The sequence below is a fragment of the Methylopila musalis genome, from assembly GCF_042679725.1.
Lineage (GTDB): Bacteria > Pseudomonadota > Alphaproteobacteria > Rhizobiales > Methylopilaceae > Methylopila > Methylopila musalis.
Genome location: NZ_JBHTMX010000001.1, coordinates 1 through 22,337 on the forward strand (window position 1 = coordinate 1; position 22,337 = coordinate 22,337).

General features: G+C 71.0%; 20 protein-coding genes and 1 pseudogene. 10 read left to right on the forward strand and 11 right to left on the reverse strand.

The window, feature by feature from the left end; genetic code table 11:
- The first annotated feature begins 422 nt into the window (after window positions 1-422).
- The 5 genes from ACFQ4O_RS00005 (at window position 423) to ACFQ4O_RS00025 (ending at window position 5,741) form a co-directional block, all read left to right on the forward strand.
- Window positions 423-2,663: a PAS domain-containing sensor histidine kinase gene (locus ACFQ4O_RS00005; RefSeq protein WP_378773502.1), complete on the forward strand. Its 2,241-nt coding sequence runs from the start codon at window positions 423-425 to the stop codon at window positions 2,661-2,663.
- A gap of 20 nt (window positions 2,664-2,683) precedes the next feature.
- Window positions 2,684-3,430, forward strand: a complete 747-nt coding sequence (locus ACFQ4O_RS00010) for a 4'-phosphopantetheinyl transferase family protein (protein ID WP_378773504.1) — start codon at window positions 2,684-2,686, stop codon at window positions 3,428-3,430.
- Window positions 3,431-3,533: 103 nt separating this feature from the next.
- Entirely contained in the window at window positions 3,534-4,070 is a 537-nt protein-coding gene (locus ACFQ4O_RS00015) for a VOC family protein (protein WP_378773505.1), read from the forward strand.
- 63 nt (window positions 4,071-4,133) lie between these two features.
- On the forward strand, window positions 4,134-5,072 hold the full coding sequence (locus tag ACFQ4O_RS00020) for an alpha/beta hydrolase family protein (protein ID WP_378773506.1): 939 nt from the start codon (window positions 4,134-4,136) through the stop codon (window positions 5,070-5,072).
- Window positions 5,073-5,087: 15 nt separating this feature from the next.
- Complete coding sequence (locus tag ACFQ4O_RS00025) at window positions 5,088-5,741, forward strand: glutathione S-transferase family protein (protein WP_378773507.1); 654 nt, start codon at window positions 5,088-5,090, stop codon at window positions 5,739-5,741.
- A gap of 10 nt (window positions 5,742-5,751) precedes the next feature.
- Here the strand turns inward: ACFQ4O_RS00025 and ACFQ4O_RS00030 are convergent, their stop codons facing one another.
- Window positions 5,752-6,639 carry a LysR family transcriptional regulator gene (locus ACFQ4O_RS00030; RefSeq protein ID WP_378773508.1) on the reverse strand — a complete coding sequence of 296 codons (888 nt, stop codon included), beginning with the start codon at window positions 6,637-6,639 and terminating at the stop codon, window positions 5,752-5,754.
- A gap of 101 nt (window positions 6,640-6,740) precedes the next feature.
- Here ACFQ4O_RS00030 and ACFQ4O_RS00035 point away from each other — a divergent pair, with 101 nt between their 5' ends.
- The gene (locus ACFQ4O_RS00035; RefSeq protein WP_378773509.1) at window positions 6,741-7,490 is read left to right on the forward strand and encodes a sulfite exporter TauE/SafE family protein; all 750 of its coding nucleotides are present in this window, start codon (window positions 6,741-6,743) and stop codon (window positions 7,488-7,490) included.
- A 33-nt stretch (window positions 7,491-7,523) separates the two neighbouring features.
- Here ACFQ4O_RS00035 and ACFQ4O_RS00040 read toward each other — a convergent pair whose 3' ends face one another.
- Window positions 7,524-8,222: a type 1 glutamine amidotransferase domain-containing protein gene (locus ACFQ4O_RS00040; RefSeq protein ID WP_378773510.1), complete on the reverse strand. Its 699-nt coding sequence runs from the start codon at window positions 8,220-8,222 to the stop codon at window positions 7,524-7,526.
- A gap of 154 nt (window positions 8,223-8,376) precedes the next feature.
- Between ACFQ4O_RS00040 and ACFQ4O_RS00045 the strand changes: the two genes are divergently transcribed.
- Window positions 8,377-9,288, forward strand: a complete 912-nt coding sequence (locus ACFQ4O_RS00045; protein WP_378773638.1) for a LysR family transcriptional regulator — start codon at window positions 8,377-8,379, stop codon at window positions 9,286-9,288.
- Window positions 9,289-9,369: 81 nt separating this feature from the next.
- On the opposite strand, the gene ACFQ4O_RS00050 is transcribed toward ACFQ4O_RS00045, so the two are convergent.
- The 6 genes from ACFQ4O_RS00050 to ACFQ4O_RS00075 all read right to left on the reverse strand — a co-directional run bounded on the left by ACFQ4O_RS00050 (window position 9,370) and on the right by ACFQ4O_RS00075 (window position 14,717).
- Complete coding sequence (locus ACFQ4O_RS00050) at window positions 9,370-10,371, reverse strand: homoserine dehydrogenase (RefSeq protein ID WP_378773511.1); 1,002 nt, start codon at window positions 10,369-10,371, stop codon at window positions 9,370-9,372.
- 760 nt (window positions 10,372-11,131) lie between these two features.
- Window positions 11,132-11,482 carry an ethanolamine utilization protein gene (locus tag ACFQ4O_RS00055; RefSeq protein ID WP_378773639.1) on the reverse strand — a complete coding sequence of 117 codons (351 nt, stop codon included), beginning with the start codon at window positions 11,480-11,482 and terminating at the stop codon, window positions 11,132-11,134.
- Between the two features lie 22 nt (window positions 11,483-11,504).
- The gene (locus tag ACFQ4O_RS00060; RefSeq protein ID WP_378773512.1) at window positions 11,505-11,906 is read right to left on the reverse strand and encodes a RidA family protein; all 402 of its coding nucleotides are present in this window, start codon (window positions 11,904-11,906) and stop codon (window positions 11,505-11,507) included.
- A 42-nt stretch (window positions 11,907-11,948) separates the two neighbouring features.
- Window positions 11,949-12,908, reverse strand: coding sequence for a quinone oxidoreductase family protein (locus ACFQ4O_RS00065; RefSeq protein WP_378773513.1), 960 nt, complete (start codon window positions 12,906-12,908; stop codon window positions 11,949-11,951).
- A gap of 56 nt (window positions 12,909-12,964) precedes the next feature.
- Window positions 12,965-13,801: an alpha/beta fold hydrolase gene (locus ACFQ4O_RS00070; RefSeq protein ID WP_378773515.1), complete on the reverse strand. Its 837-nt coding sequence runs from the start codon at window positions 13,799-13,801 to the stop codon at window positions 12,965-12,967.
- A gap of 265 nt (window positions 13,802-14,066) precedes the next feature.
- A complete protein-coding gene (locus ACFQ4O_RS00075) occupies window positions 14,067-14,717 on the reverse strand; it encodes a hydrolase (RefSeq protein ID WP_378773516.1) in 651 nt (216 codons plus the stop codon).
- A 150-nt stretch (window positions 14,718-14,867) separates the two neighbouring features.
- Here ACFQ4O_RS00075 and ACFQ4O_RS00080 point away from each other — a divergent pair, with 150 nt between their 5' ends.
- Entirely contained in the window at window positions 14,868-15,761 is an 894-nt protein-coding gene (locus ACFQ4O_RS00080) for a LysR family transcriptional regulator (protein ID WP_378773518.1), read from the forward strand.
- Window positions 15,762-15,835: 74 nt separating this feature from the next.
- On the opposite strand, the pseudogene ACFQ4O_RS00085 reads toward ACFQ4O_RS00080, so the two are convergent.
- Together ACFQ4O_RS00085 and ACFQ4O_RS00090 are read right to left on the reverse strand one after the other, a co-directional pair.
- Window positions 15,836-17,293, reverse strand: a pseudogene (locus ACFQ4O_RS00085) (alginate export family protein).
- Window positions 17,294-17,351: 58 nt separating this feature from the next.
- On the reverse strand, window positions 17,352-18,845 hold the full coding sequence (locus ACFQ4O_RS00090; RefSeq protein ID WP_378773520.1) for an amidohydrolase family protein: 1,494 nt from the start codon (window positions 18,843-18,845) through the stop codon (window positions 17,352-17,354).
- A 126-nt stretch (window positions 18,846-18,971) separates the two neighbouring features.
- Between ACFQ4O_RS00090 and ACFQ4O_RS00095 the strand changes: the two genes are divergently transcribed.
- Window positions 18,972-19,898 (forward strand): LysR family transcriptional regulator, encoded by a 927-nt coding sequence (locus ACFQ4O_RS00095; RefSeq protein ID WP_378773522.1) that lies wholly within the window; start codon window positions 18,972-18,974, stop codon window positions 19,896-19,898.
- Between the two features lie 72 nt (window positions 19,899-19,970).
- Here the strand turns inward: ACFQ4O_RS00095 and ACFQ4O_RS00100 are convergent, their stop codons facing one another.
- Window positions 19,971-20,861 carry a LysR family transcriptional regulator gene (locus tag ACFQ4O_RS00100; RefSeq protein WP_378773523.1) on the reverse strand — a complete coding sequence of 297 codons (891 nt, stop codon included), beginning with the start codon at window positions 20,859-20,861 and terminating at the stop codon, window positions 19,971-19,973.
- A gap of 179 nt (window positions 20,862-21,040) precedes the next feature.
- Between ACFQ4O_RS00100 and ACFQ4O_RS00105 the strand changes: the two genes are divergently transcribed.
- Window positions 21,041-22,303 (forward strand): MFS transporter, encoded by a 1,263-nt coding sequence (locus tag ACFQ4O_RS00105; protein ID WP_378773525.1) that lies wholly within the window; start codon window positions 21,041-21,043, stop codon window positions 22,301-22,303.
- The last annotated feature ends 34 nt before the right edge of the window (window positions 22,304-22,337 follow it).

The window sequence follows — 22,337 nt, forward strand, 5'->3', positions numbered from 1 at the left end:
ACATCGTCCGCCGCGCGCTGGGCTGAGGGGCGCCCCACCTCGCCTCACGAACCACGCCCCCCCCGCGCCCGTGCGTCATCGCCCGGCGCGGGGGGCGTCCGGGCCGCCTCGGCGCCGGTTCCGGGGCCGCTCCCACACGCGGCCTTTGCGTCGTCCCCGAACTTATCCAGAGAGCCCTCGGCCCCAAGTGACTCTGCGGACTCACGTTTCGCGGACGGGCCCCGGAAGTAATTAATCGCCGGTTAATTCGTGCTGGACAGACACGCTCCGCATTGATTCTAATAGCGAAGTCGATTCGGTTCGTGCGGCTCATCTCCGGTTCGACTTCACTACAATTCGACCGGAAGGACTCTGCGATGGCGCGCGCCGACGTGGCAGAAACGCCTGTGCGTAGTCTTGGCGTTACGAGATTTCTTCAAGTCTTGAAGATCGACGCCGCGCAGGCCGCTCAGATCGAGCCTGTGCTGCGACGGCTCGTTCCGGCGATGATCGGACTGTTTCTGCTGCTGATCGGCGCCGCGGCCGCGCTGCAGACGATCGAGGTGCGCTCCTCCGCCCTGCGCTCCGCCTCGGACGAGCTGGAACTTCTGGCCGCCGTCGCCGCTCACGACATGCCTCGTCTGTCCGGCCGCGGCGACGCCGCCATGGCCGAGGCCATGACCGCCGCCCTCCCCCGCCAGATCGCCGAGCGCGGCCGCCGCGCCTATGTGGCCGACGAAGGCGGCCGGGTGATCGCGGCGCTCGGCGCGCCCGAAGGCGCCCTGCCCGACGATCTGGTGACCCTGCTCGGCGCCGCCCAGCCGCTGACCACCTTCGGCGAGCGCGCCGGCGTGATGACGCTGACCCTGCCGAGCGGCGAGACGGCGCTCGCGACCGTGCGGGGCCTTGCCCAGGGCCGCGCCGCGCAGGTTGCGCTGGTGCAGAGCGTCGATTCCGCGCTGGATGGTTGGCGCGCGGGCGCCCGCACCAGCATCACCCTGCTCGGCGCCAGCGCGGTCGCGCTCGCGCTGCTCGGCCTCGCCTTCCACTGGCAGGCGGCCCGCGCCCGCAGCGCCGCCGGCGCCAATGACGACATGCGCCAGCGGGTGGACACGGCGCTCGCCCGCGGCCGCTGCGGCCTGTTCGACTGGGACGTGGCCCGAGGCCGCATCTTCTGGTCGCGCTCGCTGTTCGAGCTGATGGGCTATCCGGCCCGGGACGCGCTGATCTCCTTCGGCGAGTTCAACGCCCTGATCCACCCGGACGACAGCGACTTCTACGCCCTCGCCGACGAGATCGCCCGCGGCGCCACCACCACCATCGACCGCATGTTCCGCATCCGCGACGCCCGCGGCGAGTGGATGTGGCTGCGCGCCCGCGGCGAGCTGGTGCGCAACGCCGGCGAGGACGGGCCGCGGCTGATCGGCATCTGCGTCGACGTCACCGAGCAGCGCACCCTGGCCGAGCGCACCGCCACCGCCGACATGCGCCTGCGCGACGCCATCGAGACCATCTCCGAGGCCTTCGTGCTGTGGGACAGCGACAACCGCCTCGTGATGTGCAACTCCAAGTTCCAGCACCTCTACGAGCTGAACGAGGGCTCCGTGTTCCCCGGCGCCCGGCGCGACGACATCATCGCCGCGGGCCGCCAGCCGGTGATCGTGACCCCGGTGAAGCCCGAGGGCCGCGTCGAGGAAGGCGCCCGCACCTACGACGCCCAGATCGAGGACGGGCGCTGGCTCCACATCAACGAGCGCCGCACCAAGGACGGCGGCTTCGTCTCGGTCGGCACCGACATCACCTCGCTCAAGCGGCAGGAAGAGCGGCTGATGGAGAGCGAGCGCGCGCTGATCGCCAACGTGGCGGACCTGCGCAAATCCCGCCAGACGCTGGAGGTGCAGGCCCAGCAGCTCGCCGATCTTGCCGAGAAATACGCCGAGCAGAAGAGCGAGGCCGAAAGCGCCTCCAAGGCCAAGTCCGACTTCCTCGCCAACATTTCCCACGAGCTCCGCACGCCGCTGAACGCCATCATCGGCTTCTCGGAGATCATGGAGTCCGGCATGTTCGGCGATCTCGGCTCCGAGAAATACTACGAATACTGCCGCGACATCCGTGAGAGCGGCCAGCATCTGCTCGACGTCATCAACGACGTGCTCGACATGTCGAAGATCGAGGCCGGCCGCTTCGGCATCTCCCGCCAGACCATCGACATCGACAAGGTGGTGCTGGACGCCATGCGCGTCATCACGCCCCGGGCCGAGGAGAAGTCGATCGCGCTGCGGGCCGAGGCCGCCACCGGCGTCACCGTGGAGGTGGACCGCCGGGCGCTGAAGCAGATCCTGCTCAACCTGCTCTCAAACGCGGTGAAGTTCACCCCCGCCGGCGGCCGCATCACCGTGCGCACCCGCGCGGTCGGCGGCGCCATGAACCTCTACATCGAGGACACTGGCATCGGCATCCCGAAGGAGGCGCTGCCCAAGCTCGGCCGCCCGTTCGAGCAGGTGGAGAGCCAGTTCTCGAAGAGCCACAAGGGCTCGGGCCTCGGCCTCGCCATCTCCCGCTCGCTCGCGGAGCTCCACGGCGGCGCCATGCGCATCCGCTCCTCGGTCGGCGCCGGCACGGTGGTCCTCGTCCGCCTGCCGATGAGGGCCGACGAGCCCATGCCGGAAGACGAGCTGATCTGACACTGGCGCCCGCCACCTCGATGATCCCGCCACACCCCGACGACCTGTCCGCGGCCGCGCTGGCGGACGACAGGATCGACCTGTGGCTCGCGGTCCCGTCCGCGCCCGGCTCGGAGGACGAGGCCGATCTCCACCTCCTCAGCGACGACGAGCGCGAGCGCTGGCGCCGCTTCGTCGCGCCCGGCGCGCGGGCGCAGTTCCTCGCCGCCCGCCTCCTGCTGCGCCGGACGCTGTCGCGCTACCACGCCGCCCCGCCCGAGGCGTGGCGCTTCGCGGCCGGGGCCCATGGCCGGCCCCATGTGGCGGAGCCGGTGGGCGCGGGACTGGAGTTCAACCTCTCCCACACCGACGGGCTGGTGGCGCTCGCCGTCTCGCGCGAGCGGGAGGTGGGCGTCGACGTGGAGAACGTGAGCCGCGTCCTCGACACGGAGGCTCTCGCGCCGGCCGTGTTCGCGCCGCCCGAGGCCGCGGCCTTCGCCGCGACCGCGCCCGCCGACCGGCTGGAAACCTTCTTCGCCCTTTGGACGCTGAAGGAGGCCTACGCCAAGGCGCGAGGGCTCGGCCTGTCGCTGCCGCTCGACAGCTTCGCCTTCGATCTCGCGGGCGCCGCCCCCGCCCTCCACGTCACCGACCGCTGTCCGGACGACCCCGCCCGCTGGCGGTTCTGGCGCCTGCGCCCGACGCCCTCCCACGCGCTCGCCCTCGCGGCGCCGGCGCGCATGCGGCCGCCCCGGCTGATCTGGAGCGATGAGCGGACGGCCCCATAGCCTCACGGCTTTTCAGGGCGCCCGGCGCTTGTCCCGGCGCGATCGGCTTCCACTTTCGTCTAAGCGCCCATCGGAAAAGGCGCGACGGAGAGGGCTGACAGACATGGCGCGCGACGCGTACGGACCGCTTCCCAGAGGCGTCAACCACATCGGACTGACCGTCGACGATCTCGACACGGCCAGCGACTTCCTCGCCAAGGGCCTCGGGGCGCAGTGGTGCTACGACGGGCTGACCCGCGAGGACGAACCGCGCGAGGGGGCCGAGGTGGAGCGCCAGCTCGGCCTGTCGAAGGGCGCCCGCGTGGTGCGCCAGCGCCTGATGCGGATCGGACAGGGGCCAAACATCGAGATTTTCGAGGTGGAGACCGCCGATCCCGCCCGTCCGCTCGGGCTCGAGGATCGCGGCTGGAACCACATCTCCGTCTATTGCGACGACATCCACGGCGCGCTGGCGCGCATCGTCGCCGCCGGGGCGGAGCCGCTATCGGAGGTCCATGACAACTCCCGCCACGAGGACACGGACGGCAACGGCAGCGTCTATGTGCGCCCGCCCTGGGGCGGCCTGATCGAGCTTCAGTCGATCCCGAACGGCTATTACTACCCGGCCGGCTCCGAGGCCAAAACCTGGACGCCGGAATAGAAGCCCGGCGGCCGGGGTGATATGGGGGCCGTCCCCTCTCCTTCGACCTGACACGTTTCGGACATGCGCGATCCCTCGCCGACCCCGGACAGCGCCGGGACCCCGCCCATCGAGGCCCAAGCGGTCGAGATCGTCTGCGGCGACGGCGTGCGGCTCGGTGGCCATCTCTGGCGGGCGGAGGGCGACGCGCCGCTGGGCGTGGTCATCGTCAATCCCGCCACCGGCGTCCTCGCCCGCTACTACCACCGCTTCGCCCGCTTTCTCGCCGCGAACGGCTTCGACGTCCTCACCTACGACTACCGCGGCGTCGGCCTGTCGCGGCCCGCGCGCCTGAGGGGTAGCGGCTACCGCTGGCGCCATTGGGGCGAGCGCGACATGGAGGCCGCGATCGGCTTCGTCGCGGAGCGGGGGCGGAGCGACCGGCTGCTGGTGGTTGGCCACAGCATCGGCGGCTTCCTGCCGGGCCTCGCCGCGAGCGCGCCGCGGATCGCGCGCATGCTCACCGTCGGCGCGCAATACGCCTGGTGGGGCGATTACGCCGCCCGGCGCCGGCTCGCCCTGCTGTTGCGCTGGCATATGGCGATGCCGGCGCTGACTTTTGCGTGCGGGTACTTCCCCGGCCGGCGGCTCGGCTGGCTGGAGGACCTGCCCGCCGGCGTGGCCTATGAGTGGAGCTTCCGCGGCCCCCGGTTCGAGCGCAGCCATCCGCCGGCCGAACGCGCGGACGCGCTCGCCCGCATGGCGTCCGTCACGGCGCCGATCCTCGCGGTCTCCGTCTCCGACGACGAGTTCGGCACGCCGGCGGCCGTGCGGCGCACGCTCGACTGTTACGCCGGCGCGGAACGGACGGCGGTTCTGCTCGAGCCCGCCGATTACGGCCGCGACGCCATCGGCCATTTCAGCCTGTTCCACGACAGCCACGCGCCGGGCTTCTGGCGCGACGCGCTCCTCTGGCTGCGCGACGGCCGCAACCCCTGGCCGGAGCGCGTCCTCCCCTCGTAACCCGGAAGACGCTCCATGCATCGCTTCTACCATTCGCCGGGCTCCTGCTCGCTCGCCACCCACATCGTGCTGGAGGAGATCGGCGCGCCCTATGAGGCGGAGATCCGCTCGGCCAAAAACGGCGAAGGCACGGGCGCCGCGGACTATCTGGCGCTCAACCCCAAGGGCCGCGTACCGGCGCTCACGGGCGTGCCGGGCGGCGCCGGCGGCGCGCCGGACCTGCTGACCGAAACGATCGCCATCCTGCTGTTTCTCGCCCGCAGCCATCCCGAGGCGGAGCTGCTGCCGCCCGATGCGGCCGGCGAGGCCCGCTGCCTCGAATGGCTCAGCTGGATCGCGATCGATCTCCACGGCGTCGGCTACAGCCAGCTCTGGCGCCCGCACCGCTTCGTGGACGATCCCGCGCTGCACGAGGCGGTGAAGGCCAAGGGGCTCGCCAACATCCGCGCGGCTTACGACCACATCGAGCGCGTGCTGTCCGACGGACGCGACTGGGCGGTCCCCGGCCGCTACACGGTGGCCGACGCCTATCTGGTGGTGTTCTGGCTCTGGGGCCGGCGCATCGGCCTCGCTATGGCGGCGGACTGGCCGACCTGGGCGCGGCTGATGGACAAGACGCTGGCCCGCCCCGCCGTCCGCCGCACGCTGGCGCAGGAAGGTCTCGCCTGATCCGGCGGGGCTAGCGGCCCTGCGCCGTCAGATGCTCGAACAGGCTCCGGGCCGCCGGCGTCAGCGCCGCCTCGTCCCTGACGCAGACCGCGGAGCGGCGCATGGTCCATGCGTCCTCGAGCCGGACGACGGCGATCCCGGTCGACCGCCGCAGGCGCCGGGCCGCGGTCTCGGGCACGACGCCGACGCCTGCGCCCGCCCCCGCCATGCGGCAGACGCCGTCGAAATCCCGCAGCGCCACCCGCAGCTTGAGCTTCGCGCCGAGCGCCGCCGCCTGCGCCTCCACATGCCGCCACAGCGCGCCCTCGGCGAGGCCGATGAACGGTTCGTCGAGCAGATCGGCGAAACGCACCGCCGCCCGCTCCGCCAGCGGATGGTGGGGGCCCACCACCGCCACCAGCCGGTCGCGCGCGAACGGCCGCAGCACGAGCCCCTCCGTCCCGGCGACGCAGGACAGCACGCCGATCTCGGCGAAGCCGGACGCGATGGAGCGGGCGATGTCGACGCTCTGCCGCTCCTTCAGCTCCACGTCCACATGCGCGTGCGCGGCCATCCACGGCGCGAGCCGGCCGGGCAGGATCTCCGTCAGGGCGACGGTGTTGGCGAGAACGCGCACGCTCGCGCGCTGGCCCTTGGCGTAACGGCCGAGCTCGCCGCGCATCTGCGTCATCTGGCGCAGGATCGCGCGGGCGTGGTGGGCGAGCGCCTCGCCCGCCTCGGTCGGCGTGACGCCGCGCCGGCCCCGGTCGAGCAGCCGGACGCCGCCCGCCGCCTCCATCTCCCGCAGGCGCTCGCTCGCGGCGGCGAGCGACAGCCCGGCCTCCGCCGCGCCATGGGTGATGCTGCCGGCGTCGACGACGGCCACGAACAGTCGGAGATCGGTCACGTCGAAGCGCATGGAGCGCAAGGCTAGCGCGCGGCGAGGCTTCGGACCAGCCGAAGTCTGGCCCGGCTGGTTCCGCATTGTGGACCATGGGCGGGCCGCTAGGCTCGGCCCCCATGTCGGACGTCTCGCTTGTCACTCTCCTCTGGGTCTTCGTCACCTTCTTCGCCGCCGGGCTCGTGAAGGGCGTCACGGGCATGGGCCTGCCCACCGTGGCCATGGGCCTGCTCGGCGCGGTCATGTCGCCGCTCGCGGCCGCGAGCCTGCTGATCGCACCGTCCTTCGTCACCAATGTCTGGCAGCTGATGGCGGGCCCGCGACTGGGCGCGCTGGCGGCGCGGCTGTGGCCGATGCTGCTCGCGATCGCGCTTGGGACCGTGCTCGGCGCCGCGTGGATCGCGCGCGGCGACGCGGAGACGACGACTGGCCTGCTCGGAATCGCGCTCGCGCTCTACGCCGGCGTCACGCTGTTCGGCCGCCAGTGTCGCGTTCCGCCCCGGATGGAGCGCGCGCTGTCGCCGCTCGTCGGCGGCGCGACCGGGCTCGTGACGGGCGCAACCGGCGTGTTCGTCATTCCCGCCGTCCCCTATCTGCAGGCGCTCAATCTGCCGAAGAACGATCTGGTGCAGGCGCTCGGCCTGTCCTTCACGGCGTCGACCGTCGCGCTCGCGTTCGGCCTCGGCGCCCACGGCGCGTTCCGGGCCGACGAGGCGCTGCTTTCCGCCCTCGCCGTTCTTCCCGCGCTCGGCGGCATGTGGGCGGGCCAGCGGGTGCGCGACCGGATCAGCCCCGCCGCCTTCCGACGGGGCTTCCTGATCGCGCTGCTGCTGCTCGGATGCGAGATGGCCGCCCGCCCGCTTTATTGACGCGCGCCGCGCCGGCTCCCGCGAGCCGGGGCGTCAGGCGGTGACGCGGCCGGCCTGACCGAGCGCCGCGATCAGCGCCTGCGCCGCCTCCTCCGAGGAGGCCGGGTTCTGGCCGGTGACGAGCGGGCCGTCCACCACCGTGTGGGAGCCCCAGTCCTTCACCCGGGAGAAGATGGCGCCGAGGCCGAGAAGCTCATCCTCCACCAGGAACGGCACCACTTTTTCGAGCCCGACCGCCGCCTCCTCGCTGTTGGTGAAGCCGGTCACGTAGCGGCCGTTCACGAACGGGGTCCCGTCCGGGTTCTTCACCCGGCGCAGCACGCCCGGCGCGTGGCAGACGAAGCCGACCGTCTTGCCGGCGGCGACGAAGGCTTCGATCAGCCGGATCGAGCTCTCGTCCTCCGCCAGATCCCACAGCGGGCCGTGCCCGCCGGGGTAGAACACGGCGTCGAAATCGCTCTGGTCCACGCTGTCGAGGCGAACCGTCGCCGCGAGCTGGGCCTTCGCCGCCGCGTCGGCGTTGAAGCGCCGGGTGTGGTCGGTCTGGGACGCGGGCTCGTCGCTCTTCGGATCGAGCGGCGGCTGGCCGCCTTTGGGCGAGGCCAGCGTGATCTCGGCGCCCGCGTCGAGGAAGGCGTAATAGGGCGCGGCCAGCTCCTCCAGCCAGAACCCGGTCTTCTTGCCCGTGTCGCCGAGCGTGTCGTGCGAGGTGAGAACCACCAGAACCTTCATCGGACCTCTCCATGCCTTGCGCGCCGCGATCGGCGCTTCGATCAGCGGCGGCCAGGGGAGCCGGCCGCCTGTTAGAGCCCGACTATGGCGGCTTCCAAGTCATTCAAGAAATTTACATCTTTGATTTCAGATATTGGCCTCGCATTATATCTCGATGAAATACGACCTGAACCTGCTGCCGGTGTTCCTCGCCCTGATGGAGGAGCGCAGCGTCACGCGGGCGGCGCTCAGGCTCGGCATCACCCAGCCGGCGCTGTCGAACGCGCTTAACCGGCTGCGGGACACGCTGCGCGACCCGCTGTTCATCCGCGAGCGCTACGGCGTGAAGCCGACCCGGCTCGCGGAGGAGATCGCCCCGACGGTGGAAGCGGCGCTGGCGCAGCTCGACGCGCTGGTGCTGGAGCATCAGGCGTTCGACCCCGCCGCCGCCGAGCGCCTGTTCACGTTCGCCCCCAACAGCTACGCCGAGCTGGTGCTGATGCCGCCGCTGGTGAGCCGGCTGAGGGATCTCGCGCCCGGCGTTCGCGTCCGGCTGACGCCCTTCAGCACCGATGTGGCCGAGACCGGCGTCGTCTCGGGCGACACGGCCATGGTGTTCGGCCGCCTCGTCGATCCGCCGGACAATCTGGTGATCCAACACCTCATCGACGACGGGCTCGCCTGCGTGCTGCGGGCGGACCATCCGGACGCTCAAGCGACGCTGACCCGCGCGACCTACGAGCGGCTGAAGCATGTGAACGTGGTGCCGCCGGGCCGCCTGCGCGTCGGCCTGCACCAGACGCTGGAGCGCCAAAAGCTGAAGCGCGAGGTGGCGGTCTCCGTCACCCATTTCATGGCCGTGCCTGAGATGCTGGCCGTGACCGACTACTGCGCCACGCTGCCGAAGCTGATCTGCCGCGTGCTGGAGCGGGACCCACGGCTGAAAGTGCTGCCCGCGCCGGTCGATCTCGGCACGTTCCCGGTCGAGATGGGCTGGCACGTGCGCTACCGGCGCGATCCCGCCCATCGCTGGCTGCGGACCCTGATGGCCGAGCTTGCGACGGAGCTGGCCGCGGCGCAGGCGTGAGCACGGTTCGGGCCGTCACGCGTCGAGCCCCGCGTCCACCGTGACGGCGGAGCCCGTCATGACCCGCGCGCCCCAGCGCCGTCAGGCGGCGGCGCGCTCTTTCAGGATATGCTCCACGTCCTTCAGCGCCGCGGCGGCGGTGGCGAGCGGCTCGCGGCCGCCGCCGATCGCGAGCGTTTCGCCCATGGCGTCGGTGGTGACGCGGACCGCCTTGGTCTTGCCGCCGACCCGCGCCAGCGGATCGTCCAGCGGCAGCGCGCGGACGGCGACCTCCGCCCGCGGGCCGTCATCGCCGAAGCCGAGGCTTCCGATCAGCTTGGGAACGCGGCCCTCCGCCCGCCACGCCGCGATGTGGTCGGCGGTCACGACCTGGACGCCGGTCACGTCGATGTCGTCCAGGTCGAGATCGAGACCCAGCCCGAAGGTGGCGAGGATCAGCAGCTTCGCCGCGGTGTCCCAGCCTTCGGTGTCGTTGCGCGGGTCGGCCTCCGCGAAGCCGCCGGCCTGCGCCTCCTTCAGCGCCGCGTCGAAGCCGATCCCGCGCGTCATCATGGCGTCGAGCAGAAAGTTGGTGGTGGCGTTGAGCACGCCCTCGAGCCGCGTCACGGTCGAGCCGAGCAGGCTGTGCTGGAGAAGATCGAGCGCGGGCAGCGCCGCCGCCGCCGCGCCGCTGACCTTGAGCCGCGCGTTGGAGGCGGCCGCCAGCGCGCGCAACTCCCGTCCGTGGCGGGCCAGCGCGCCCTTGGAGATCACCACCGCGTCGCAGCCCGCGGAGAGGCCCGCCCGGAGATAGGACAGGCTGGGCTCCCCGTCGCGGTAGTCGGTCGGGCCGGCCTCGATCAGGAGGTCGGGCCCGCTCGCGAGCAGGACACCGGGGCCCGACAGGCCGGGCTCCAGCGTCTCCAGCCGGTCGCCCTCCAGTCCGCCGGCGTCGAACAGTCCGGACCGGGAGCCGCAGACCGCGACGAGGCGGACCTCCGTTCCGTAGAGGAGGCGAAAGCGCTCGCGGCGGGCGAGGAGCAGGCCCGCCGCGGCGCGCCCGACGCTCCCGAACCCGGCGATGGCGACGGTCGTCACGCGCATGGCCTTACCCTTCCATCGTGCCGAGGCGACGCGTCGATCATGGCAGGCCCCGCCGCAGGGCGCACCGCATGACGCGCGCACGAGGACTCCGGGACACAAATCCAGAGTAACCCCGCTTCCACCCGTCATGCCCGAGCCTGCCTCGGGCAGCCACGACTTGGACGCCGACGTTTGCGCCTGAGGCAAGTCGTGGCTGCCCGCGCGAAGGCGCGGGCATGACGTGGAGAGGATGACGCGCCGCGGATAGTCCCGGGCGGCATGAAAGCGCCCGCGTAAAACCGCCTCAACCGTCATGCCCGAGCCTGTCTCGGGCATCCACGAATTGGACGTCGACGCTTGAGCCAAAGGCAAGTCATGGATATCCGCGCGAAGGCGCGGGCATGACGTGGAGAGGGTGACGCGCTGCGGATAGTCCCGGGCGGCATGAAAGCGCCCGCGTAAAACCGCCTCAACCGTCATGCCCGAGCCTGCCTCGGGCATCCACGACTTGGACGTCGACGCTCGCGCCCGGCGAGAATTCGTGGATACCCGCGCGAAGGCGCGGGCATGACGTGCGGGGGGTCATGCGCCGCGGATAGTCCCGGGCGGCATGAAAGCGCCCGCGTAAAACAGCCTCAACCGTCATGCCCGAGCATGTCTCGGGCATCCACGACTTGGACATCGACGCCTGAGCCCAAGGCAAGTCATGGATACACGCGCGAAGGCGCGGGCATGACGTTAAGAGGGAGGCCCCCCGCGTGCATCATGACGCGCGGGTTCGTCACGCGTGGGCGGGCCGCCAGTGGGGATAGGTGACATAGGCCGTCACCGCGCCCTCATCGCCGGCGCGGATGGTGACGGCCACGCCCTTTGGCATGTGCACGACGGCGCCGGGGCCGGCGTCCAATGCGACCGCGTCGCTCTCCACCGTCAGCCGCCCTTCGAGCACGATCATCACGTCGTCGACCGCCATGGTCTCGGCGAGGCTCACGCCCGGTCCGTAGCGCCCGTAGCCGATGGTGACCGGCGCGCCGTCGCGCTCGTCCACCAGATTTCCCACGAACACGTCCGCGTCCTGGCCGGGCGAGCGCTCCAGCGTGGCGTCGGCGAGGGTGAAGGCGCGCACCGTCATCATGGCTCTCCTTTCTCGGGGGTCAGACGAGGATGGCCGTGACGCGGACCTCGATCCGCATGGTCGGCAGGCCGAGCTCCGTGACGCCCGTCTGCGTCCAGATCGGCCCATGATCGGGCATCAGCTCGCGGTAGAAGCGCGAGATGGTTTCGTTCACGATCGGCGGAAAACCACCCACATGGTAGGAGTTGACGTGGACCACGTGCTCCCAGCCCGCGCCGGCGGCGGCGAGCGTGCGTCCCACGTTGCGGAACGCCCGCACGATCTCCTGCTCCAGATCCTCGGGAATGGTCAGCGCGTCGTCCCAGCCGCCCTGCCCCGAGATCTCCACGCGGTTTCCGATCTTCACCGCCTGCGAATAGTGCAGCAGGTCGTAGAGACGCTCGCCGTAGCCCGGCGTGATGAAGAATTCTGGCTTGTCCATGTGCGTGTCCTTTCAATTGTCGCAGGGGTTCCGGCGGGCGGATCAGGGAACGAGCACGACCCGCCCGAGCACGTCGCCGCCCTCGGCGTGGGCGTGGGCCTCGGCGGCCGCCGAAAGCGGGAAGGTCCGGTCCACGACCACCGTCAGCTCGCCGGACGCGGCCCGTTCCAGCAGGTCGGCGACCGCGCGGTGAACCTCCGGCGTCGCCAGTTGCGTTCCCATGTAGACGCCGAACAGGGACTGGTTCGCCTGCAGCGCGGGCCAGAGATCGAGGTCGAGCCCGCCGCCGCCGGCGTTGCCGACGAAGACGAGCCGGCCTTCCGGCCGGAGCGCCGCGAGCGAGGTTCCTAAGGTGGCGCCCACGGGGTCGACCACAAGATCCGCGCCGCGCCCGTCCGTCAGCCGCATCACCTCCGCGACCACGTCGGCGGCGCGGTGGTCGATGGCGTGGTCGAGCCCGAGCGCCGCGAGACGCTCCGCCCTCTCCCGCCCCGAAACCGTCGCGAGCACGGTGGCGCCGGCCCGGTGGGCGAGCTGGATGGCGGCGAGGCCGACGCCGCCTGCGCCCGCCTGAATCAGCACGGTTTCGCCCGCCTTCAGGCCACCGCGCGTGAACAGGCACTGATGCGCGGTCCCGAAGGCGATCGGCAGCGCCGCGGCGGCGGCCATGGACAGCCCATGGGGCGTGGGCCAGGTCTGGCCGGCGGCGACGGCGCGCAGTTCGGCGTGCGAGCCGGCGAGATCGAAGCTCGTCACCGTCTGGCCCACATGGCGATCCGACACCGCCTCGCCGACCGCGACGACCTCGCCCGCGGCCGCGTAGCCGCCCACGAACAACGGATGGGGCGGCGGCGCGGACGCGCGGTTGATGAGGTCGCCGCCCTCGATGGCGACGGCCTCGACCCGGATCAGCACGCCGTCGCGCGGGCAGACCGGATCGGGCACGTCCCCGTAGCGGAGCACGTCCGGCGGGCCGGGACGATCGTGAAACGCGGCTTTCATGACTGCACTCTTTGCGCCGACGTCTCCGGGGGTCGCCCGGCCGCCCGACGGCCCGGTCAGCTTTCGACGAAGGCCAGCAGGTCGGCGTTCAGCACGTCGGCGTTCACCGTCAGCATGCCGTGGGAGAAGCCCGGATAGGTCTTCAGCGACCCGTTCCGCAGCAGCTTCACGGCCTTCAGGGCGGAGGCGGCGATCGGCACCACCTGGTCGTCCTCGCCGTGCAGCACCAGCGTCGGCACGGAGATGGCCTTGAGGTCCTCGGTCTGGTCGGTCTCCGAGAAGGCCTTCACGCCGTCGTAATGCGCCTTGGCGCTCCCCATCAGGCCCTGCCGCCACCAGTTCTGGATCACGCCCTCGTGCACGGTCGCGCCCGGACGGTTGAAGCCGTAGAACGGGCCCGCCGGAACGTCGCGGAAGAACTGCGCGCGGTTGCCCGCCAGCGCCGAGCGGAAGCCGTCGAACACCTCCTTCGGCGTGCCCTCGGGGTTGTCGGGGGTCTTCAGCATCAGCGGCGGAATGGCGGCGACGAGGACCGCCTTCGCCACCCGGCCCGCGGGCTCGCCGTGCCGCGCCACATAGCGCGCCACTTCGCCGCCGCCGGTGGAATGGCCGATGTGGACCGCGTTCTTGAGGTCGAGCGCCGTGACGACCGCGAAGGCGTCGGCCGCGTAATGGTCGATGTCGTGGCCCTCGGCCACCTGATCCGAGCGCCCGTGGCCGCGCCGGTCATGGGCCACCACGCGATAGCCCTTCGACAGGAAGAACAGCAGCTGCGCGTCCCAGTCGTCGGAGCTGAGCGGCCAGCCATGGTGGAACACGATCGGCCGGGCGTCCTTCGGACCCCAGTCCTTGTAGAAAATGCGCACGCCGTCGTCGGTGGTGACGAAGCTCATGGCGCTGGTTCCTTCTGGAAAATCAAGGGAGACGGGCGACGCCGCCCATGCGGCGCCGAACGGACATGCGGCGCTCACAGCAAGCGCCGAAGCTGAAATTAGGGCGTCGCGCCGGGTGAGCGACGGATGCGACGCGGGAGGAAACGGCATCGAAGGGCTCCGCGAAGGATTGTCCGACGGCGCGGCGGGATCGCGCGGTCGCGTCGGGCGGACCGGGGGAAACCCGCCGCGACGCCCCGCGTCCCGCCGCGCCGGCGGGTTCGGATCACGCCCTGGGCGGCACGGGCGTGTTGAGAAGCTGCTGCTCCCACAGATAGGCGATGCCGCTGCCGCCGCCGTGCTGGGCGAACAGCTCCGTCAGCTTGAGCGCGGTCTCGACCCGGGCCCAGTCGCGCTGCCATTCGGCCGCCACCGCGATCCAGGTCATCACATTGGCGCCGGCCGCGATCATGCGCTGGATCGCCACCTCGTGGGACTCCACCGAGACGCCGCCGGAGGCGTCGGTGACCACCGTCACGTCCCAGCCGTCGCCGAGCGCGTGGATCACCGGCATGGCGACGCAGACCTCGGTCCAGAGCCCGGCGATGATGAGCTGCTTGCGGCCGGTGGCCTTCACCACGTCCACCACCGCCGGGTCCTCCCAGGTGTTCACGAAGGTGCGGTCGATCACCTCCTGGTCGGGGAACACCTCGGTGATCTGTGGGAACAGAAGCCCGCCCCGCGCGGCCACCACCGAGGTCAGGATGGTGGGCACGCCGAAGGCCTTGGCCGCCTTCGCCAGACCCGCCGTGTTGTTGATGACCATCTGCGGCTCGTGGCTGTTCAGGTTCGCGAGCTGGTAGGGCTGATGGTCGATCAGGACGAGGACCGAGTCCTCGGGGCGGAGAAGCGACGCAAGGCCGTTGCGAAGTGTCATCGCGGCTTCCTTTGCTGCCGTCCGGAACGGCGCTGGTGTGCGGAGGCGCGCCCGTCTGGCGTCGCTTGCGGGTCGCACTTTGGCGTTCCGGTTTCTGCCGAGATAGCGCCATAATCGGGCACGCTGTGTCGCCATACGAGGAACGCCGCCGTGGACACCGAAGACCTGCGGACCTTCGTCACGGTCGCCGACGCCGGCGGCGTGTCGGCCGCCGCGCGCCGGCTCGGCGTCGCCAAGTCGATCGTCAGCCGGCGGCTTCTCCGGATCGAGGCGGAGCTCGGCGTGCAGCTTCTGGCGCGCACCACCCGCGGCGCCGCGCTGACCGAGGCGGGCGTCACCTTCCGGGACCACGCGGCCCGCGCCTTCGCCGAGATCGACGTCGCGCGGGAGACGATCACGCCCGACGGCGAGCTGCGCGGCCGCCTGCGGGTCGCCATGCCGCTGACCTTCGGCCCGACGCATTTCGCCCCCGTGCTCGCGGACATGGCCCGCCAGCACCCGGAGCTTCACATCCACACCGTCTTCAGCGACCGCTTCGTCGATCTGGTGGCGGACGGGTTCGACTGCGCGATCCGGGGCGCCTATCTCGCGAACTCCAACCTGATCGCGAAGCGCGTGGGGCCGATCCACGGCCGGCTGGTGGCGAGCCCGGACTACATCGCCGTTCACGGCGCGCCCGAGACGCTGGACGAGCTTCCCGCCCATCAGGCGCTCATGCAGGGAACCGAGACCTGGCGCTTCATGGACGGCGACCGCATCGTCACCGTGCAGCCGCAGGGGAGGTTCAAGGCCGACAGCGCGATCGCGCTCGCGGCGGCGGCGGCGGCCGGCCTCGGCGTCGCCTGGCTGCCGGACTGCATCACCCACGACTACGTCGCCGCCGGCGCGCTGGTCCCGATCATGCGCCGCCACCCCGCGCCCGCCGGCGCCGCCTATGTGGTGCGCCCGCCCGGCCCGCACCCCTCGCGCAAGGTGCGGGTGCTGACCGAGATGCTGATCGCCTATTTCAAGCGCGACGCGGAGCTGTGGGGCGGCGAAGGATAAGGCGCGGCCCGCACGGCGACGCGGAGGCCGGGAGGACGGATCGTCCTGTCTCACGAGGGGGCCGCGACCGACGATCACCATAGGAATCTCAGCTCCGCGCGCGCATATCGGCTGTCACGACCGCCCACGCTCCGCAGCGTCGAGCCGACCCTGTAGTTCACGGCCTCCACGTTTCCGGTCAGATGGCGCGTGAACGCGTATTCGATCCGCAACTGGGAGTAGGCGCCCGTCCAGGACGATCCCCCGCCGGCCGTGCCGGCCACGGGAACGCTCGGCAGCGTGTAGACCGCGTCGCGGGTGGTCTGGCGCCACAACATCCCGACCGCCGTCACGACGGTCAGCTTCGGCGCCGGCTTCAGCGTGAGCGACGGCTTCAGGTGGATCAGGTTGGCGTATCCGGTATGTCCGCCGAGGGAGAAGTACCAGCCGTTGGGAAACAGCGGATTGAAGGTCTCCAGCCGGTCGTCGCCGGGCCGGCGGTCTCCCGATGCGACGTCGAAGTCCAGCCCCGCCCTCGGGGACCAGAGGGCGTCCCGGAACGTGTAGCCGGTCCTCGATCCGAACGCCCACGTCACGACGTCCGCCGACCCGACGCCGCCGAGCTGCCCCATGGCCTCCACGTCCCAATCGAAGCCCGCGCGCGTCCCGGCCAGACGGACGTCGAACACGTGCCGGGTCTCGTCGCCGGTCGCGGACAGGAAGAGGGCGTCCTCGCGCTGATAGAGCGCGTAGTAGGACGTCAGTTCCGAGGTTGCGGAGAGCTGGCGCTCGACGCGGACGCCCGAAAAACGGATGTCGTCGTCCGAGCGGTCGTCGAACGCGCGATCGTCGCCGTATTCGACCGGGCGGCTCGCCAGCGCCATGACGCGCCAGCCGCCCGTGTCCCATTGCATCCAGAGCCCGTCGAAGGCCTGCCGGACGTTGGGGCCGTCGCGCGACGACAGGAAGCGCTGCAGATCGAAATCGAGCTCCTGCCGGCCGATCCGCGCCGAGAAGGTCCCGTCGCCCAACCGCCGCTCGTGGCCGAGAAAGGCCATGCGCAGGTCGAGCCTGTTGGCGTCGTTCGGCGCCACCAGCGTCTTGTTGATGGCGCGCACGTCCTAGATCTGGGCGAACAGCCGCCAGTTCGCGTTGAAGCGGACGTCGGCGTGGAGCTGCGAGCGCGTCAGCCCGTAGGTGTCGCGCGGATTGGACGGCGAGACCCCGAACAGCGGCGCGTCGCTGGTCTCGACGATGGCGCGCACGGAGCCGCCGAAGGAGATGTAGCTGTGCGGATCGGCGGGGCTGAGCGGGATGTACTTGAAGCGGTCGAACGGCTGCGTCCGCAACGCCTCGTCCGCGAGCGGCGACCAGTCCTCCTGCCAGCGGTTCGGCTGAAAGCCCGGGCGCTCGAACGCCTTCGCCGGCGCGTCCTGAGCCACGGCCGGAACGGCGGCGAGCATGCCGGACGCCAGGAGCGCGACCCGCGCGATCCGCCGGGATCTCGTCCGAACGCCGTCGGGAAAAGCCGGACCGTTCCCAGCCGTCGGCATGGCGCACCCTGATCTGTTGCGAAGAGGTTCGGCGGCGTCCGGCCTTACGCCGTGGACGCTAGCGGTAGAGCGGGATCTCGCGACCGACCGCGCCGAACAGGTGATCGCGCGACGCCGTGATCCGGTCGCGCAGCGCGGGGATGTCGTGTCCCAGCAGCGCGCCCTTCCACTTTCGGACCTGACCGGCGACGAGTACGGTTTCGACGTTCGATCGCTCCATCAGCGTCACGACCGCCCCGGGCGCGTTGTTGAGCGGCGCCACGTTCAGCGCCGTGGCGTCGAGCAGGATGACGTCCGCCTCCTTGCCGGGGGTCAGCGACCCCGTCTTGCGGTCCAGACCGAGGGCCTTGGCGCCGTTGATGGTGGCGAAGCCCAGAACGTCCTTCGCCGTGAGCAGCCGGGGAACGTCGGTCGCGTCGGCGTCGAACGTCAGCTGGTTGGCGAGCGCCCGCTGCAGCGTGATGGTCGACCGCATCTGCGTGAAGAAGTCGGCGGTCATCGTGACCTCGACGTCCGACGAGAGCGACGGCGCCAGGCCCATGTCGATCGCCTTCTGGATCGGCGGCATGCCGTGGCGCATCTGCATCTCGATCGGCACCGAGAGCGAGACATGCGCGCCGGCGTCCCTCACGCCCCTCCACACCGTGTCGGGCATCTCGGTCATGTGGATGAACAGGTGCCGGTCGGTGAAGTGCGGAATGAGTTTTTCGAAGACCTCGCGCACCGGGGGATAGCCCACCGCATGCAGGCCGATCGGAAGGTCGAGGTCGCGGCCGATCTTCCACAGATCCAGCGGATCGATCCCGGACACGTATATCTCGCCGCCCATCAGCATGGTCAGGAGCTGGTCGTCGGAGGCGAAGAAGGCGTCGCGCAGGCGGCGCGCGTCCGTCGGATAGGCCGAATTGTCGCCGTAGGACTCGAAGTAGCCGAACACCGCGCGGCGGCCGGCGGCGGCGAGCCCCTCGATCAGCGCGTCCGAATGGGCGGGCGACCGATGAACCTGCGACACGTCGAGCACCGTCGTCACGCCGGCGTCGAGCTGGCTCAGCCCCGCGAAAAGCTGGGCGATGTGGATGTCTTCGGGGCGATAGACCTTCGAGAAGCTGTGCAGGATGTCGGCTTCGTAGGTCGGCTCGCCCTCGCGGGCCGGGTCCGCGAACAGAACGCCGTTGGGCAGGAACGAACGCAGCGCGGTTTCGAACTGGTGGTGGTGGGTGTCGATGAAGCCCGGCGTCACGATCCGACCCATCGCGTCGATCACGGCGGCGTCCGGCGCGTCGATCGAACGGGCGATCGCGACGATCCTTCGGCCCTCGATCAGCACGTCGCCGGTCAGATCGCCGATCTGCGCGTCCTGACTGAGGACATGGCCGCCCTTGATCAGCGTCCGGCGGCCGGCGGTCCCGATCCCGTCGGGCGGCGGCGGCGCGCCCGCCGCTCCGGTCGACAGCGCCGGGAAGACGCCCATCGCCGCGACGGACGCCAGCGCGCCTCCGAGGAAGCGGCGGCGGGACGTCGCGCCATGCAGGCCGGTGAAGGGTTGCGGCATCCGTTGATCCCCGTCTGCGCGGGCGGCGGCGCCCTCGCCGGGGCCACGCGCGCCTTGAACTTTCGTCAAGAATAAGCGAGCCAATAGGCTCAACAATCGAAACAAGGCGAAAACTGAGTTTCCATTATGAGCAGAGTGCCGGACTTCGAGGCCTGGGCGATCTTCTCCCGCGTGGCGCGACTGCGTTCGTTTTCGGCGGCCGCCGCCGAGCTGAACCTGTCGCCCGCGACGGTGTCCAAAGCCGTCAGTCGCCTGGAGGAGAGCCTCGGAGCGGCCTTGATCCACCGCAGCACGCGGACGCTCTCGCTCACCCCGACCGGGCTGGAGCTCGTCGAGCAGGCGTCGTCGCTGCTGGGCGCCGCCGAAGCGCTGGACGACGTGGCGCGCTCCGGATCGGCGCAGCCGCGGGGGCTGGTGCGCATCTCGGCCCCGGTGTCGTTCGGCGTCCTCCACATCGCGCCGCTGCTGCCCGGGCTCTATGACGCGCTTCCCAACGTCACCGTCGACCTTCAGCTCGACGACGCCCTGACCGACCTCGTGGCGTCGGGCTTCGACGTCGCGGTGCGCATCGGCTGGCCCCGCGACTCCACGCTTCTCGCACGCAGGCTGTTCGATCTGCGCAGCTTCCTGGTCGCCTCTCCCGCCTATCTCGCGCGCCATGGCGCGCCGGCGACGCCGCACGACATCAGCGCGCATGCGTGCCTGTCCTATTCGCTGCTCTCCGCCGCCGAACGCTGGAAACTGGTGAGCGAGACCGGCGAGGAGGTGCGGATCGACGTGCCCGCGATCCTCACGACCAACAGCGGCGACGCCATGCTCCCCCTGCTGCATGCAGGTCGAGCCATGGCGCACATGCCCGAATTCATGATCCTGGATGATCTTGCGACCGGCCGCCTGGTGAAGGTCTTGCCGCACTGGAGGATGGCGACTGCCGGGCTCTACCTCGTCACGCCGTCGTCCGGGCCGCGGCCGGCCCGTGTGACGGCGGTGCTGGACCATCTCGCCCGCCACCTGCCGACCCGCATGGGCGAACAGGGCGAACCCGACCGGTGACGCCGCGCGTGGGCGGAACAGGCGGCCGGTGGACAGCGGCCTCCGCCGCCGCATCGAACGGCGCCTATCGGTCTACGGGGGCGTGAAGGCGTTCTCCCCCATGAAGTCCACGAAGGCGCGGAGCTTGGGCGAGAGGTGGCGGCTGGACGGCCAGAGGATGCGGAACGTGACCGAGTGCCGGACCGCATCGTCGAGCACGCTCGCCAGCGTTCCCCGCTCCAGCTGATCGCGGATCGCGAAATCCGGCAGGCAGACGAGGCCGAGCCCCTGTTCGGCCAGATAGATCAGCGGCTCCATGACGCTGGCGACGGCGGCGGTGGGGATGTCGGCGGGCGCGGAGCCGCCCTCGCCGTGCAGCGGCCAGTCCTCGATCCGGCAGGTGCTCGGATAGAGATGGCGCAGGCCGCGATGGGCCGCCAGATCGGCCGGCGTCTCCGGCGCGCCGTGCTCCGCGAAGTATGCCGGCGAGCCCACCAGCTTGTAGCGGAACGCGCCGAGCCTGCGGGTCATCAGCCGCGAGTCGCTGACCTCGCCCGTGCGCACCACGGCGTCGAAGCCTTCCGCGATCACGTCCACCAGCCGATCGCTGAAATCCAGATCGAGTTCGATCTCGGGCCACGCCCGCATGAAGCCGGCGAGCGTCGGCATCATCAGCATGCCGACCAGCGGCAGGCTCACCCGCAACCGGCCGCGCGGCGCGTCGCGGGTCTGCGACAGCTCCAGCTCCGCCGCCTCGATCTCGCAGAAGACGCGCCGGCAGCGTTCGAGGAACAGCGCGCCCTCCGGCGTCAGCGTGACGACGCGCGTCGAGCGATGGAACAAGCGCACGCCGAGCCGCTGCTCCAGCCGAGCCACCGCCTTGCTGATCGCCGACGACGACACGCCGAGCTTTTGCCCGGCGGCAGTGAAGCTGCGCGTCTCCGCCGCCTGAACGAAGGCGTTGAGCGATCCGAGCCTGTCCATCCGCGGCGGGTCCATTGCTGACAGTTCCGTCATGAGTCTTTGGAACTGTAGCTCTGTTATCCAAAAAGCAAAGCCCGCCTAGCCTTCGGACACCGCCGTGACCGGCGGATCGCGCGGGCCGTTCCGGATGGTCCAGTCCACCGGTCACGGCCGTGCCAGACAAAGATCAGGGCGGACCCATGACCACCACCACGACGACGACACGCGACGACACGCCCTCCCTCGAACGGGGCGACCGGCTTCCCCTCGCCGCGCTGCTGGCGCTCGCCATGGCGGCCTTCATCACCGTCATGACCGAGGCGCTGCCGGCGGGTCTCCTGCCGCAGATGGCCGAGGGCCTCGCAGTCTCCGAGGCGCTGGTCGGCCAGCTCGTCACCGTCTACGCGGTCGGCTCTCTCGTCGCGGCCATTCCGCTCACCGCCGCCACGCAAACATGGCGGCGGCGGCCGCTGCTGCTGATCGCCATCGGCGGCTTCGCCGTCGTCAACACGGTGACGGCCGTCTCCGACACCTACGCGATCACGCTCGTCGCCCGCTTCTTCGCGGGCGTGTTCGCAGGCCTGCTGTGGGCGCTGGTCGCCGGCTATGCCGCGCGCATGGCGCCCGGACCGCTGAAGGGCCGCGCCATCGCCATCGCCATGGCGGGCGCGCCGTTCGCGCTCTCGCTCGGCGTCCCGGCCGGCGCCTTCCTCGGCGCGACGCTCGGCTGGCGCGTCACCTTCGGCCTGATGAGCGCGCTGACCGTCATCCTCGTCTTTTGGGTCCTCGCCAAGGCGCCCGACTTCCCCGGCCAGAAACGCGGCGAGGGCTTTTCGCTTCGGACGGTCTTCACCCTGCCGGGCGTCCGGCCGGTGCTGTTCGTGACGTTCGCCTATGTGCTCGCCCACAACATTCTCTACACCTACATCGCGCCCTTCCTCGCTCCCGCCGGCATGGCCGGGCGCGTCGACGCGGCGCTGCTGGTGTTCGGCGCGGCGGCGCTACCCGGCCTCTGGATCGTCGGCGCGCTGATCGACCGCTGGCTGCGCGAGCTGGCGCTGGCGAGCATCGCGCTGTTCGGCCTGTCCGCGCTGGCGCTCGGGATCGCGGGCGGCTCGCCCGCCGTCGTCTACGCGTCCGTCGCGCTGTGGGGGTTCGCCTTCGGCGGCGCGGCCACGTTGTTCCAGACCGCGTCGGCCAAGACGTCGGGCGAGGCGACCGACGTGGCGCAGTCCATGATCGTCACCGTCTGGAACATCGCCATCGCGGGCGGCGGCGTCGGGGGCGGCCTGCTGCTCGAGACGGTCGGCGTCGCCGCCTTCCCGTGGTGCGCGCTGGCGCTGCTCGTCGCCGCGTTCGTGGCGGCCTGGGCCGCACGCGCGCACGGCTTCACGCCCTTTCGGCGGCCCCGCGCACATCCGCGCCGCCGGAGCGCTCCACATGAGCCTCGCCCCACGCGTTAAGCGCCGAGGATCACGGGTTGGAGGCGGCGAGGCT

Bases quoted from the DNA above. Each gene is read 5' to 3' on its own strand.
- ACFQ4O_RS00055 (WP_378773639.1), bottom strand. From the start codon at position 11,482: ATGACGGTGCGCGCCTTCACCCTCGCCGACGCCACGCTGGAGCGCTCG.
- ACFQ4O_RS00045 (WP_378773638.1), top strand. From the start codon at position 8,377: ATGAAATACGACCTGAACCTGCTGCCGGTGTTCCTCGCCCTGATGGAG.
- ACFQ4O_RS00060 (WP_378773512.1), bottom strand. From the start codon at position 11,906: ATGGACAAGCCAGAATTCTTCATCACGCCGGGCTACGGCGAGCGTCTC.
- ACFQ4O_RS00020 (WP_378773506.1), top strand. From the start codon at position 4,134: ATGCGCGATCCCTCGCCGACCCCGGACAGCGCCGGGACCCCGCCCATC.
- ACFQ4O_RS00065 (WP_378773513.1), bottom strand. From the start codon at position 12,908: ATGAAAGCCGCGTTTCACGATCGTCCCGGCCCGCCGGACGTGCTCCGC.
- ACFQ4O_RS00035 (WP_378773509.1), top strand. From the start codon at position 6,741: ATGTCGGACGTCTCGCTTGTCACTCTCCTCTGGGTCTTCGTCACCTTC.
- ACFQ4O_RS00105 (WP_378773525.1), top strand. From the start codon at position 21,041: ATGACCACCACCACGACGACGACACGCGACGACACGCCCTCCCTCGAA.
- ACFQ4O_RS00095 (WP_378773522.1), top strand. From the start codon at position 18,972: ATGAGCAGAGTGCCGGACTTCGAGGCCTGGGCGATCTTCTCCCGCGTG.
- ACFQ4O_RS00070 (WP_378773515.1), bottom strand. From the start codon at position 13,801: ATGAGCTTCGTCACCACCGACGACGGCGTGCGCATTTTCTACAAGGAC.
- ACFQ4O_RS00030 (WP_378773508.1), bottom strand. From the start codon at position 6,639: ATGCGCTTCGACGTGACCGATCTCCGACTGTTCGTGGCCGTCGTCGAC.
- ACFQ4O_RS00090 (WP_378773520.1), bottom strand. From the start codon at position 18,845: ATGCCGCAACCCTTCACCGGCCTGCATGGCGCGACGTCCCGCCGCCGC.
- ACFQ4O_RS00075 (WP_378773516.1), bottom strand. From the start codon at position 14,717: ATGACACTTCGCAACGGCCTTGCGTCGCTTCTCCGCCCCGAGGACTCG.
- ACFQ4O_RS00015 (WP_378773505.1), top strand. From the start codon at position 3,534: ATGGCGCGCGACGCGTACGGACCGCTTCCCAGAGGCGTCAACCACATC.
- ACFQ4O_RS00025 (WP_378773507.1), top strand. From the start codon at position 5,088: ATGCATCGCTTCTACCATTCGCCGGGCTCCTGCTCGCTCGCCACCCAC.
- ACFQ4O_RS00010 (WP_378773504.1), top strand. From the start codon at position 2,684: ATGATCCCGCCACACCCCGACGACCTGTCCGCGGCCGCGCTGGCGGAC.
- ACFQ4O_RS00040 (WP_378773510.1), bottom strand. From the start codon at position 8,222: ATGAAGGTTCTGGTGGTTCTCACCTCGCACGACACGCTCGGCGACACG.
- ACFQ4O_RS00050 (WP_378773511.1), bottom strand. From the start codon at position 10,371: ATGCGCGTGACGACCGTCGCCATCGCCGGGTTCGGGAGCGTCGGGCGC.
- ACFQ4O_RS00100 (WP_378773523.1), bottom strand. From the start codon at position 20,861: ATGGACAGGCTCGGATCGCTCAACGCCTTCGTTCAGGCGGCGGAGACG.